This window comes from Campylobacter geochelonis, from assembly GCF_013201685.1.
GTDB lineage: Bacteria > Campylobacterota > Campylobacteria > Campylobacterales > Campylobacteraceae > Campylobacter_B > Campylobacter_B geochelonis.
The window spans coordinates 1,494,655-1,508,470 of sequence record NZ_CP053844.1; the positions used below are offsets into that span (position 1 = coordinate 1,494,655).

Consider the following 13,816-nt stretch of genomic DNA (forward strand, 5'->3'; position numbering starts at 1 on the left):
TATAGCACAATTTTAAATAAATTTGAGCTAAATTTATTTAAAAAGTAAAAAATTATATAAATTTTTGCAACTTTTTTTATATAATTACGCCTACATAATATTTAAGGAACTTTATGAATTTAAAAAAACTATCTATAATCCCGTTTATTGCGATAAGTAGTTATGCTTCTGGGTTTAAAATTCCAGAACAAAGTGCAAATAGCGTTGCGCTAGCAGCCGCAAACATCGCAACTAGTTTTAGCGCAGATGCTGCTTACTACAACCCTGCAAACATCGTATTTTTAGACCCGAGGCACCATTCGACTTTTTCTCTTTCTCATCTTAGAATGAGTAAACTGCATTTTAGAAACCACTCAGATAAATTTAGTAGCGATTACAACTATGATACATCGTCTAAAAAAGGCGATTTTATCATACCAACGTTTCATTTTGTAGCACCTTTTATAGATGATAACTTTAGATTTTCACTAAGCGTTGTAGCTCCAGCTGGAACATCGATGAAGTGGGAAGATACCTATCCAAGAGCGCTTTCAAAGCTTTTTGAGCTTGAAGTTTTAGAAATATCTCCAAGCATAGCTTATCTTGTTAACGAAGATTTAGCTGTTGCTGTAGGTGTAAGAGGAGTTTACTCAAAAGGAAAAGCTAAAAACGAAGTCGATGACGCACAGCTTCAAACTCCTATGGGAAACATAGCACCAGGTCTTAAAGCCCACAGAGAGCTTGAGGGCGATAGCATAGATTTTGGTTATAACTTAGCTTTAACTTATAAACCAACAAGCGATTTATCTTTGGCTGCAACATACAGATCAAAAGTTAATATGACTTTAAAAGGCAACGCAGATATACAATACTCCATAGGCGGAAAAATGCAAGATCAATACAATGGCGATGTTAGCATAAATGTGCCTTTGCCTGCGATCTTAACCTTGGCTGCTTCATATGAGTATAGCGACTTTACATTTATGTTTGCGTACGATAGAACGTATTGGTCAAGTCTGAAGGAATTTGACTTTGAGTATTCAAGACCTGTTGCTAACTTATTTGACAAACCAGTTGAAAAAGACTGGATAGATACAAATACATATAGAATAGCCGTTGCGTATGATTACAGTAAAGACTTGCGTTTGATGGCTGGTTTTGCTATAGATGAAGCATCAACCCACAACGATAAGATTAAATTTGAGCTTCCAGATACGAAGTCATATGTCTACTCTGTGGGCGCTAGCTATAAAATCAACGAAAATTTTGATATAAGTGGTGGTTTTTTATACCAAGATCGTCAAAAAAGAGAGGTTAAATCTGGCGATACAACATCGTTTAACAACGTAGTTGGCGAGTTTGATAGAGCTGCGATAATGATAACAAACCTTAGTTTAAACTATAGGTTTTAACTAAATTTAACCAAATCCTAATTTGAAGTTTTTACAAGCCAAAAACTTCAAATTTTGCCTATTTTGCGATGTTTTTTTGATATGTAAATGAAATCTCATATAAATTAATTCTATGTTAAATATATTTTTATTCATAAAATCAGTTTTTTTATTTAAAATTAAGTAAAACTTCGCTAAATTACATATAGGGTTTTACTAAATTTATATAAATTTAGTGATTGGTTTATCGTGCTTTATGTGCGATTTGCTTCTTTTTTTATTTCTTAGGAACCCCTCAAATATTCCCAAACTGAGATAAAGAAAAACCCTTATAGAGTGAATTTATGCGTCACTCTATATTTTTTTAAAATAAAAAATCAAATGGCTTTTTTATACCTACCTCGCAACTCATTAGCGAAAATATATAAATTTATCGCCATTTTAATATCTCGTTAGATACTTGTCTAACTTTGCTAAAACAGTGCTTAATCACCAAAACAGCCTGTTGGATTTCATATTAAATTTATATGATATAAAATATTTTTACTTTCATAGTTTAAAAAGTATAAGATAGCGAATTCATATAAATTTTTAACACTAGCAAAGCTATTTACATTATGGCAATTTAAAAATATCTTAAAATATCATGCTAGTTTTTCGCTTATAATCTAGATAAAAGTTTAGATATTTATATTAAAAAGGTACGGTTTTATAAGAATTGGATATAATTTATAGTATTAAAATAATAAATTTAATCAACAAATCAGCCGATTACACAAATATAAACCTAAATCAACATATACTCCCTCTTTCCTAATCCGTTAGCTCCACTTGATTACGCAAATATAAAGTTAAACCAATAGTAGAAAATCCTTTTATTTTACTAAATTTAATATAGCTTTTAGTTTTATAGCAAAGCAGTCATAGCATATAAAATTTCCACAGTTTATCTCTTTTATAGATGCAAAATTCTTTTAATCTATCTTAAAAATTAATAAAAGTCTAAATTCATATCACGTTTAACGTGCGCAAATTTAGATATCGATAAATCTCATCTTATTTCTAAAAGCATAGATTATCCAAATCCTTAAAAGTAAATTTATAAAATCAAATATTTCTAGCCAGATTTAAACAAGATTTTTTATTAAAATTTAAAAAATTATAAATTTATACAAAGATAAAAGCTTATTAAATTTAGCTTAAAACCCATGATAAATTTATAAATAGTAATAATATTTTAATTTATATTTATAAAAATTCTATATTATTTACACGAAAACAGAGCGATAGTTTATTAAATTTCTAAGTATTTCAAAAGTTATCAGCGTAAAGTTTAGAAATTTTATCAAACATATAAAAAATTAAATTTTAACTTTTGTTTATAGATAAACTCTCAAGTCTTGTTTTTGCATACTGCGTGATTTCTTCTTCAAATTTATAAAACCTAAATGTCAAACCATGCTGAATCGTCCCATCAAGCAAATCCCCAGCTTGGCGGTTTTTAAGATCGATTTGCGCTATTTTAAACCCATCTAATGTTTTGGCAAATTCTTTTAAACGCGGTGGTGGCTCTTTTAGTTTTGTAAATAGATAGCACCAGCCCTTGCCGCCATTTCGCCCGACTCTGCCACGAAGCTGATGAAGCGTAGCAAGCCCCAAACGCTCAGCCCCAACAATAACGATAATGCTAAGTCTAGGCAAAGAAATGCCGACTTCAACAACAGTTGTCGTTAGTAGTACATCGCCTTTTTCGCGAAACTCTTGTAAAATTTCCTCTTTATCCTTGTCTTTTCCGTGCGTTAGATAGACGTTTTTAAAATTTTTATACCAGTAACCACTTCCCTCATTTAAGCTTTGATAGTTGCTAACTTCGCTCTCTTCTACTAGCGGATAGACGATGATGGCTTGTTTGGCACGTGAAATTTCATCTTTTATGTGCGCTATTAAGGAGTTAAATTCCGTTGTTTTTAAGATAATTGTTTGGATATCTTTAGAAAATGGCATCTGTTTTAAAAAGCTAAAACTTACAAGCTCTGATTGTATCAAACTTAAAGTGCGAGGTATCGGAGTAGCGCTGAATTGGATATAGTGAGCAAAAAACTCTCCATCTTTTGTGAGCTGGTTTATCTTTTCTCGCTGGTTTGAGCCAAAACGGTGCTGCTCATCGACCATTATCAAATTTGCCTTTGGAAGCTCTTGATAGAGTAAAACATGCGTTCCTATGACTAAATTTACTCCACTAAAATCCACATCTTTATCACCGCTTTTTACAAGCAGTATCTTTATAAACTTTGGCATTAATCGCACAGCTTCAGCATAAATTTGCTCAGCCAAAATGCTAGTTGGCGCCATCAAAACCGCTACATTTGGATATATCATCAAACTAGCACCAAGCATAACAAGGGTTTTACCACTTCCTACATCACCCATAACAACGCGCCTCTTAGCCTGCGTGCCTAAAAAATCTCGTTTTATATCTTCAAGTGCGCTTATCTGGTCGTTTGTAGGAGTAAATGGCAAGTTTTCAATCCACTGTTTTATATCAAAAACGGCGATTTTTTTGGCTGGTAAAACCTGCTTTTTTTTGCTTAGTTTTTTCATATAGTTAAAAATTTCAACAAATTTTATAATATTTAAATTTGTTTCATTTTGCTCTAGCTCTTTTATCAAATTTAGACTATTTTTGCTATTTTTATGAATTTCAAGCAACAAATTTGCCTCATCGTTATTTAAACCTTCATCTAAGAGCGCTTTTAAATTTAGGTATTTTTTTATATATTTTTCTACCATTTGATCGCGAATGGCAAGTTTGTAGCGTGGGATTATCTCGCCAACTTTAGTTATGACTTTTGGGTTTGCAAACTGCCATGTCGAGTTATAAACCGAGCTTTTGCCATGTATAAACATCCGTTTTGCCACTTTAAAAGTGCTGTAGTGCCAAGGTTTTGGATTAAAAATGATGATTTTGATATCTTCTTGCCAAGTGTAACAATACGCCGTTACATTTAAAATCCGCCCTCTTAAAAAGCTAAACCTACACTCAACTTCGACTGTGTTATCCCCATCATTTGGCGTATCGCTTAGGCTTAAATCTTCATAATTTTTAGGTAAAAGCAAAGCAAGATCAAGAGTGTTTTTTACGCCTAATTTGGCTAACTCCTCTTTATCTTCTTTACTAAAACTCATCGACAAATCAACGCAAAAGATAAATTTAAAATCTCATCATGAGCCTTAATATAGCTGTTTAACTCATCAAAACTAAGCTCTTTTATAAGCTCAAGTTGCCTTTCAAACTCGCCAAATTCAAAGCCGTTATAAAACTCATTTTCTCTAATCGCAACTCGCTTAAACATCGTCTCTTTTTGCAAAACAACGCTTCCAAGCAAGAAATTTTTTGCTTGAACTAGCTCATCTTCGCTAACACCATCTTTAACAAAACGTTCAAACTCGCTTTTTACGACTTCAATCGCACCTTCTTTGCTTTCATTTTTGGTTTGCAAATATCCCCAAATCCTATTTGAACTCAAAGCAAAACTATTAACCGCATAAGCAGAGTAAGCAAGCCCTCTTTTTACGCGAATTTCTTCCATAAGCCTACTTCCAAAACCACTACTTCCAAGGATAAAGGTTGCAACTTTTGCTTTATGAAGCTCCGATTTTACCGCGTCGTATGGCGCTCCAAAGTAGATATAAGCTTGTTGGCTATCTTTTTTAATCTCGCTAATAACTCTTTTATCGCTTGTTTTAAAATATGGCAAATCTCTTTTTTCGCCCACTTCAAAAAGCTCTAAAAGCTTACTAAATTCAACACTTTCAACCGCCACATCACCAGCTAAAACTAGATATAAATTTGCTAAATTTAACTTAGTTTGAATAAACTCTTTAACATCATCTAAATTTATACTATCAACACTTTCTAAAGTGCCTATTTTAGGGTTTTGTTTGATAGAATTTGGATATAGAATTTTATTTAACTCAAGCTTTGCAAGATAGTCAAACTCGCTTTGGTTTGTCGCTATTTCGCCTTTTACTTGCGTTTTCACCTTTTCAAGCGTTTGGTTTGTAAAATTTGGCTCTTTAAAAAGTTCAATTAGCATAGAAAACGCATAAGAAAACTGCTCTTTAAGACAATTTATCTGCACCCCAAAAGTCTCAAAACCACTAGTTGGATAGATATCAATCGCTCTTATTTCTAAAAGCCTTGAAAACTCGCTAACGCCGAGATTTTTTGTGCCCTCATCAAGCATTCTAGCGCATATATTTGCAAGCCCAGCCTTAGTTTCAATCACCCCACCAGACGTGGTAAAAACCATCTTAAACTCGGCTGCTGGCAAGCTAGCGTCAAATTTATAAAGAAGTGGAATTTGGTTATTTTTTATATTTAAATCTATCTTTTTCATGCATAAACTTCCAATATATCGTAATTTGTATTTCTCTTAGCTGGAATTTCGCCTATATCTTTAATAAGCTCTATCATCTCATCGCTACTCATTCTAAAGCTCGCTCCTGCGGCTTTTACAACATTTTCTTCCATCATCGTTGAGCCTAAGTCGTTTGCACCAAATTTAAGCGCAAGTTGTCCGATATGACTTCCTTGAGTTACCCATGAGCTTTGGATATTTGCAAAGTTATCCAAAAACAGTCTTGCAACCGCTAGCAGCCTTAGATATCGATTTGATGACTGCTTCATAATCTCTGGATGAGACTCTAAAAGTCTTGTGTTTTTGCCTTGAAAACTCCATAAAATAAAGGCTCTAAAGCCACCAGTTCTATCTTGAAGCTCTCTTATGTAGTTTAGATGCTCTACTATCTCTAAATTTGTTTCAACCGTGCCAAACATCATCGTTGCTGTTGTTTTCATACCGATACTGTGGGCTTCTTCGTGAATTCTTAGCCACGTGGCAGTGTCGCACTTCTTAGGCGCTACGATATCTCTAACTCTATCGCTTAGCACCTCTGCTCCAGCTCCTGGCATACTATAAAGTCCCTTTTTTTGGAGTCTTTGAAGCACTTCAAGGGTGGAAATTTTGCTAATCTTTGCGATATAGTCGATTTCAACTGCTGAAAATCCATGAATTGTTATAGTAGGATACTTTTTTGCTATATATTCGACTAAGTCCTCATACCACTCGATTTTAAGCTTTGGATGAACGCCACCTTGAAAAAGGATTTGCGTGCCGCCGATTGCGATTAGCTCTTCTATTTTTTTGCCAATCTCTTCAAAGCTTAGCAAATACGCCTCATCTTCGTTTACATGTCGATAAAACGCACAAAATTTACAATCCACCCAACAAGCATTTGTATAATTTATATTTCTATCAATCACAAAGCTTGTTAAACGGTCTGGATGAAGCTCAAGCTTTTTAGCAAATGCCATCTCACCAAGCTCGCATAAAGTGGCATTTTCGATTAAATTTACAGCTTCTTCTATGCTTATTCTTTTATTCAATTTTTACCTCTTAATTTTATCTTATTGCTTGAAGTTCCTAAAACTTCGACTCTATCGCCATCTTTAGCACCATTTTTTATAAGCTCATCTAGCTCATCGCTTTGCCAAAAAGTTCCTTTATAATAGATCATTGAATCTTTTATAATGCCAACTCCAGCCTCGTCTAAAAAGTTATCTTTTATATCGCCGCTATGCTTAAAAAAAGCTTTTTTCATAGGCTTTTTTAGCGTAAAAAGCAAAAGCAAGGATAACAAAAAAGCGCTTAAAAGTTGCCATTCCCAACTAAATTTTATAGCAAAATTTACTAGTCCAACTATGATAAATCCAAACCCAAAAAATATAAAAACAAAATTTGTTAAAACAAGCTCGATTATCGTAAGCACCACGCCGATGCTAATCAGCACAAGTGGCTCTATCATCGCGTTTCCTTGCTGTTTTTCTTAGATAAAAACTCTTTTACCAAAGATAGCGATCCAACAAGCTCGGTAACTTCATATGGAACCAAAATTTTATCCTTACTTGGACTTTTTGCAAGCTCGTTAAAGGCTGAAATTCTATTTTGCGCTAATAGATACTGTGCTGCAAATTCCGAAGCACCCATCGCCATATTTATGTTATCCATCGCATCTTTTTGACCTTCTGCTAAGGCGATTTGCTCGTATTTTTTCGCATCTGCCATTCGTTCGATTGCTTCTGCTTCTAGCACTTTTTCTTGCTTTAAGCCCTCTGCGTTGCGGATAAGTGCTGCCTTTTCAGCTTCAGCTTTAAGCTCAATGGCGCGTTTTTCACGCTCGGCTTTCATCTGCATATTCATCGCCTCTTCTATGCCTTCTGGAACTGAAATTTCAGAAATTTCCACGCGCATAATCTTTACACCCCAGTTATTTGCCGCATCTCCTAAAGCCATCTGAAGCGCACCATTTAGCCTATCACGCGATGAAAGTGTATCATCAAGGAGCATACCGCCGATTTCGCCACGAAGCGTTGTCATGGCTAAATTTGATATGGCTCGTTTATAATCCTCAACATTATAAACCGCCATTTTCCCATCAAAAATCTTTAAAAACACTATCCCATCAACGGCGATATTTACGTTATCTTTTGTTATAACTTGCTGTTTTGTGATATCAACAAGCTGTTCTCGAGCTGTTAGAGTCGCTCTTACTTGATCGATAAATGGTATGATGATGTGAAATCCGCCATCTAAAACTCTGTGAAATTTACCCAGCCTTTCTATGACCATCAAATCCGACTGCGATACGACCTTAATACCAGCTTTTAAAAACATAGCCACCAAAACGCACACAACCACGACAAAAACAACAAAACTCTCCATAAAAACTCCTTGCAAAATTTAGATATTATAGCATTTTAAAATTTAATTCTATTTTACTTTTTGGCGGTTGGGTTTGATTTGAAAGTTAGACTAGAAATTATCGCTTGTTTATATTTATTTTAGCAGTATTTTAAGTGCTTTTTATAACATCTCTACCAAATTTAACAACTTCACTGATAATTCCCATAATTTTTCTTAAAAATTTATTAAATATAATGTCAAGTATGCTCATATTTTTATATATTTTGTTATTTTCTGAAATTTAAATATAGAAATAAATAAAAAGTATAAGTATCCATTCTAAAACTAAATAAAATAAAAAGAAGATAACAAAACAACTAAAAACAAAAATAGATACCAGTATATGAACATTAAAATTTTCACCAATATAAATACCAAATCCAGCAGCAAAAATAGGCAAAAAGAGCGCTAAAAGTCTCTATTATAGATGAAAAATTTTAAAACTTTGATATTAGATATTTCATATTGTAAACCACATTTTTTACATTCTATTTTATTATCGCAAATAAAAATAAATACTGTAATTTATTTATTTTTTCTCCACAAACTTCACATTTTTTATAAAATAGTGACATTTATTTCTTCTATGAAATATCTATGTTTATTAAACGTTTGTATATACTGCTAAAATATTATCTTTTCTATATTATTATTTATATTTTTAGCATTATAAATCTTATCAGTCTTATTAAAAAAATCCAAAAAATTACCTAGTAAATTCATTTTATTTTTCCTTATTATATATTTTATTTAAATTCTCACAACCATTTTTATCGCCACCATCGCAAGCTTTTTTAAAGTAGTTTAAGGCATCTTTTTTATTATTTGCTATATAACCTAAATTATTGCACGAGCTCATAATACCACCGTCGCAAGCTTTTTTATAAAACACTTTTGCATCCATATTTAGATTTTGCTTCGCTAATGCAACTCCTAAGTTATGGCAAGAGGCATAAAAACCATTGTTGCAGTTTTCTTTATATATTTTCATAGCAATATTTATTTTGTTATTTTTTTCAAAGTTTCGCGCTAGATTATGACAAGAGTGCTTAATACCACCATTGCAAGCTTTTTGATTTAGAGCAATTGAATACTCACTAACACCACTCTTTTTTTCCAAGATAAAAGCCAGATTTCCACATGCTGTTAAATTTCCCACCGAACATGCTTTATCAAAATAATACATAGCATTTTTTTCATCTTTTTTCTTGTGCTTATAAAAAAATGCTAAATCATTACAAAATATATAATTTATATCGCATGATATTTTGTAGTATTCTAAAGCCAAATCTAAATCTTTTTTATAATATTCAAATAACCAACCACTTAGCAAACAGCTATTTACATTACCTAATTTGCACGCATACCTAAAATACTCAAGCGCATATTCTTTATTTTGTTCTACACAGCTACCTTTTAAATGCAAAAACCCGATTTTATAACATGAATTTGCTGATTTTTGTTCGCATTCTTTTAAGATATTCATAAAATTATCACAAGAAAATTTTTCGTTGCCGTCCAATATTCTTTCCATGAGATAATCATAGGATATGCTTTGTAAATTTTCTAATTTCACGTCTTCTGCAAATGTTAAATTTACAAAAGCTACTACAACCAAAAATAATCTTTTCAATATTTTTCCTTTCTAGATAACTATATAATTATATATAAATTTAATAAAACACTACTTAAATATTAATAATTTATAAATATTTTTTTAATCTGTTTAAGTTTATTGTGTCGATGATTTTGTATATCATGGCAAAAAAAACCATAACAACCGCTAAGTTCTGGAACACAGCAACCAAAAGTATCCCGAACCTATCAAACATCCATCTGCCAATAGTAGAATCAACCAGATGACCTGAAAAATTTATATACACTGCAAAACCAAAAAATAAAATACTAAATACCCATAGCGCAAAACCATTGATTCCGCCATTTGCAACTGGTATAAATTTCTCCTTAAAAATACCCTTGCCCTTAAATTCACCAATACCAAAATACTCTCTAGCATCCTTATTAATACGCGGCAACCTATAAATATACCAAATTAATACAAAAGCGCAAACCGCCCACGTATAGCTAAAATAAAATGCACAAAGTTCTGGCATTTTATTTGCATTAGCGTAAATTTCGATATTTGGAAAAAAATCGCTCATAAAATTTATAAAATGTCGCATCAAAGTAGTGCACCATATAGTGGTGTTCATCTCTAAACTCCTCGTACTCTTTTTTCAACAATTCAAATTTATCCTTATTCAAATAAACTCCTATTGTGATTGAAATATAAAAGCATACGATTTTAACACTAAATAATTAAAACATCACTTAAATAAATATAAATAAAACATAAATTTAAGAAGCTAGTTCATTCTTAAATTTATATTTTATGTTCCGAGTATCATTGACATCTTCTGAATAGATAGTATCGTTTCCATCTTTAGTTATTATCTCATCATCCCCACTAAGTGAGTTTATAGTATAATCTTTGTTTTTATAAAAGACTTCTATATTATCGTTATGCTGTGATGATTTCATAGTTTGATTTATAATCTCTTCTAGTAGTAGAGTTTGGTTTGAGTCTTTTCTCTTGTTTCTTTTTATTTTTTTTACAACTACACCATATAGAATCTCTCCATTATATCCAATCCTAGCTTTTCCTTCTTAATTTTATTTAGTATAATATATAGTTAATATGGAATAAATTTCAGCCAATAACAAACTAATGCAATATGCAACACCTAAATTAAAAATAGCGACAATATTGTAAAAAATATAAACATAATAATTGGAATTAAGGCTGAATGCATAAATAGATGTGCAAAAAAATGGATATTTTATCAGATAATTTTGAGATTAAAAAATATACTATCATAAAAAAATCCAAAAATATGGTATAAAAAAAAATAGACAACTGCATAGTATATAAAAAATCATTATTTACAAAGAAAATATCTCAGTTGTTTGTAAAACAAGAAAATAACAAAAGAAAAACATGCAAAAACTCATCGTAAAACTAGAGGTTAGAATATTTAAAAAATAATTCATATAAACACCTCATATTAAAATATTCAATAAAAATTTATACTTTCGATTGCAATTAATAATTTTAAAATAAACTTAAATTTAATAAAATAGTTTATTCGCGAATTTATATACATAGCATTGTTATGATTTTTGCCCTTTAATAACAACAGCACCAGTCTTTTTTAATCCTTAGCTTACTACAACCGCCGTTTAAAGCCACATATCCACTAAAGCTAGTTTCTGTAGAGCCTTAACATAAACCAGTTCCAAAGTCTATTGTAGAACGACATCTCCATTGATATTGTTTTGTATAAATGGTGTAAAATCAATATTATTAATATCTGTTTTAGCTCTATTATCCATTTTATTTCTGTTTATCTAATTTTTTGCAAGCATATTGCAAGCATGAAGTCAAAAAACTATAATTTGTTTACAAAAGCTAAAATATCTGTTTTCTCCTTTCCCAACATATGATCAGTAATGTCAATTGCCGGCTGAAAAATACTCATATTGCCCTCAAAATGATTAAATTCATTCAACAAAGTTTTCTTTGTTGTAAGAAAAACTCTATTTTTTATATTATCACTATTTTTACTATTTTCAGGAAAAGCTTTTGAGATTATCTGTCCAAGTTGCTTAGCTCCACTCTTACTTTCAGTATCTATGTTATACTTTGACACTAATTTTTTCTCTATCAATAATCTTAAAAACAAATAAGTAAATGAATGTACTAGTGTACGATTTAATAATGGATATTTCTCTTTATCAACAATTTCCTTTCCATCAACAGTTTTATTCAACATATCATCAACATTTACTTTATAATTATTAGGAATTATATTATTCTTATTCCCGAATAACTTTATATAACATTCTGCTATATCAACTGTATTTGTTTTATATCCATGCATTAATTGAGTTAGATTTTCTTTAATATCATTATCATTAATCATTGTTGAATATCCTCTCATAAAAGGAATTAACGAAATCAAAAATAATTCTACATCTTTTATATGTTCATAAATCTTTTCTCTAAATGTTTTTAACAGTTCATCAAGGTTAATAAGCATATCACGTTCATCAGAATTTAATGCTATAAACCCATTTTCTTCATTCTCTGTGTTATTGAATAAAAATAACCTAAAGCATTTTTTCAATTGTCCATCTAAAAGTCTTAATAGATCTACATTATGAGTCAAAATAACCCTTTTCTTATTCTGTAATATCTTAACTATTGCATAAGCTATTTTATTTTTATAAATAGAATCAAAGCTAGAAATAGGATCATCTAGTATTATAATTGGTTTGTCAGAGTTTTTTGCTTTCAAAAATTCAAATGTTAATGATAGAAAATTTTGTTCTCCTGAACTTAATGGCAATTCTTCTCTGTTAATCCCAAGAAAATCTTTATTCTCTAAAACAATTTTTATATTTTTCTTATCATCTCTAATTATCTGCAGTTTCTTACTCATATTGTTACTAATAATCTGCTCAATATATAAAAAATCTTCCTCTGTGATATCTGGCTTCTGATTTATCAATTTTTGATATTCTTCATTTTTTATCTTTATATCAGAAGATTTATAGAGTTGCACCAATTCCTTAATTGCCTTGTTTGCAAATATATTCTTATGTTCTTTAATAGACTTCTTGAGTAACAAAACATCACTCAAATTTCCTGTTTCAATTGCTCCTAGCATAATATCTTTTATTCTAAACGGTTCTTTTTCACTTACATTAGCAATTATCTTTTCAACAATTTTTTTAGTTTTTGCATCTAATGTCTTTATAATCTCTTCCTTGTTTTTGGATTTTTTACTTAATAAATTTTCATAATCAATTTCATTTGAATCACAAACTATGCACTGGTCTTTGTAGCTGAAGCGTGAAAGTATCTTTATGGCTTCTGTATTTTCTTCTATCTCCTTTATATGAGAATTATTAGATAACTTATTTGTATCTATCGTTTCAATTTCAATAATAAGAGGATTCTTTTCTGATAAATCAGAAATAATATAATCTAACTTATCTTGTTCATAGTCATGAATGGTTATTTGAGTATGCTTTTCAAATTCCAAAATATAGGCATCCACACCAGTTTTAGTCCCTTTACTTCTGTTATTCATTAAATCTTTAATTATATTTTGAACACTTGCCCATTCAGAAAAGCAATCTATAGATTTATTACTGCTTGAAGATACATTGTAATTGTTTTTTAAAATAGAAATGCTTTCAGTGCAAAGTCTATTATATTCATTTTCTATATACTCCTGTAATTCAAATTCTTTTTTTATGTTGTCTCCTAATAAAAAATCTTTAGTTTCTCCTTGTATGATATTTCTGTTATTTTGATCGTTTATCACAAAAAATTGAGAACCATCCGTATATTCTTCTCCACCATAAGTATACTTTACTTTTGTTCCCTTTTCGGATGATAAAACCTTTACTAAACTTGTTTTACCAGTTCCATTAGGACCATAAATTACAGAAATTCCTTCTCTGGAAAAATCTATTTCATTATTTCTAATAAGCTTTTTATAATCTGATACAAAAATATCTTCATTTTCAATGTTTTCAAAAATAATCTTCTCCACTTTCATTCCTCCCATA

At 30.7% G+C, this 13,816-nt stretch carries 10 protein-coding genes; 1 reads left to right on the forward strand and 9 read right to left on the reverse strand.

The window, feature by feature from the left end:
- The first annotated feature begins 113 nt into the window (after window positions 1-113).
- Complete coding sequence (locus CGEO_RS06775; protein WP_075494896.1) at window positions 114-1,391, forward strand: OmpP1/FadL family transporter; 1,278 nt, start codon at window positions 114-116, stop codon at window positions 1,389-1,391.
- A 1,347-nt stretch (window positions 1,392-2,738) separates the two neighbouring features.
- On the opposite strand, the gene recG is transcribed toward CGEO_RS06775, so the two are convergent.
- The 9 genes from recG to CGEO_RS06820 all read right to left on the reverse strand — a co-directional run bounded on the left by recG (window position 2,739) and on the right by CGEO_RS06820 (window position 13,800).
- On the reverse strand, window positions 2,739-4,556 hold the full coding sequence (gene recG, locus CGEO_RS06780; RefSeq protein ID WP_075540430.1) for an ATP-dependent DNA helicase RecG: 1,818 nt from the start codon (window positions 4,554-4,556) through the stop codon (window positions 2,739-2,741).
- Entirely contained in the window at window positions 4,553-5,770 is a 1,218-nt protein-coding gene (locus tag CGEO_RS06785) for a M16 family metallopeptidase (RefSeq protein ID WP_075531795.1), read from the reverse strand. Before CGEO_RS06785 ends, recG begins: the two co-directional genes overlap by 4 nt.
- The gene (locus tag CGEO_RS06790; RefSeq protein WP_422851328.1) at window positions 5,767-6,807 is read right to left on the reverse strand and encodes a dehypoxanthine futalosine cyclase; all 1,041 of its coding nucleotides are present in this window, start codon (window positions 6,805-6,807) and stop codon (window positions 5,767-5,769) included. The genes CGEO_RS06785 and CGEO_RS06790 overlap by 4 nt, the downstream gene beginning before the upstream one ends.
- 8 nt (window positions 6,808-6,815) lie before the next feature.
- Window positions 6,816-7,238, reverse strand: coding sequence for a hypothetical protein (locus CGEO_RS06795; RefSeq protein ID WP_075494904.1), 423 nt, complete (start codon window positions 7,236-7,238; stop codon window positions 6,816-6,818).
- Window positions 7,235-8,155 carry an SPFH domain-containing protein gene (locus CGEO_RS06800; RefSeq protein ID WP_075494906.1) on the reverse strand — a complete coding sequence of 307 codons (921 nt, stop codon included), beginning with the start codon at window positions 8,153-8,155 and terminating at the stop codon, window positions 7,235-7,237. The genes CGEO_RS06795 and CGEO_RS06800 overlap by 4 nt, the downstream gene beginning before the upstream one ends.
- Window positions 8,156-8,900: 745 nt before the next feature.
- Window positions 8,901-9,809, reverse strand: a complete 909-nt coding sequence (locus CGEO_RS06805; protein WP_075531797.1) for a tetratricopeptide repeat protein — start codon at window positions 9,807-9,809, stop codon at window positions 8,901-8,903.
- 70 nt (window positions 9,810-9,879) lie between these two features.
- A complete protein-coding gene (locus tag CGEO_RS06810; protein WP_075540429.1) occupies window positions 9,880-10,389 on the reverse strand; it encodes a hypothetical protein in 510 nt (169 codons plus the stop codon).
- Window positions 10,390-10,534: 145 nt separating this feature from the next.
- On the reverse strand, window positions 10,535-10,717 hold the full coding sequence (locus tag CGEO_RS06815; RefSeq protein ID WP_075540428.1) for a hypothetical protein: 183 nt from the start codon (window positions 10,715-10,717) through the stop codon (window positions 10,535-10,537).
- A gap of 908 nt (window positions 10,718-11,625) precedes the next feature.
- Complete coding sequence (locus CGEO_RS06820; RefSeq protein WP_165590167.1) at window positions 11,626-13,800, reverse strand: AAA family ATPase; 2,175 nt, start codon at window positions 13,798-13,800, stop codon at window positions 11,626-11,628.
- Window positions 13,801-13,816: the final 16 nt, after the last annotated feature.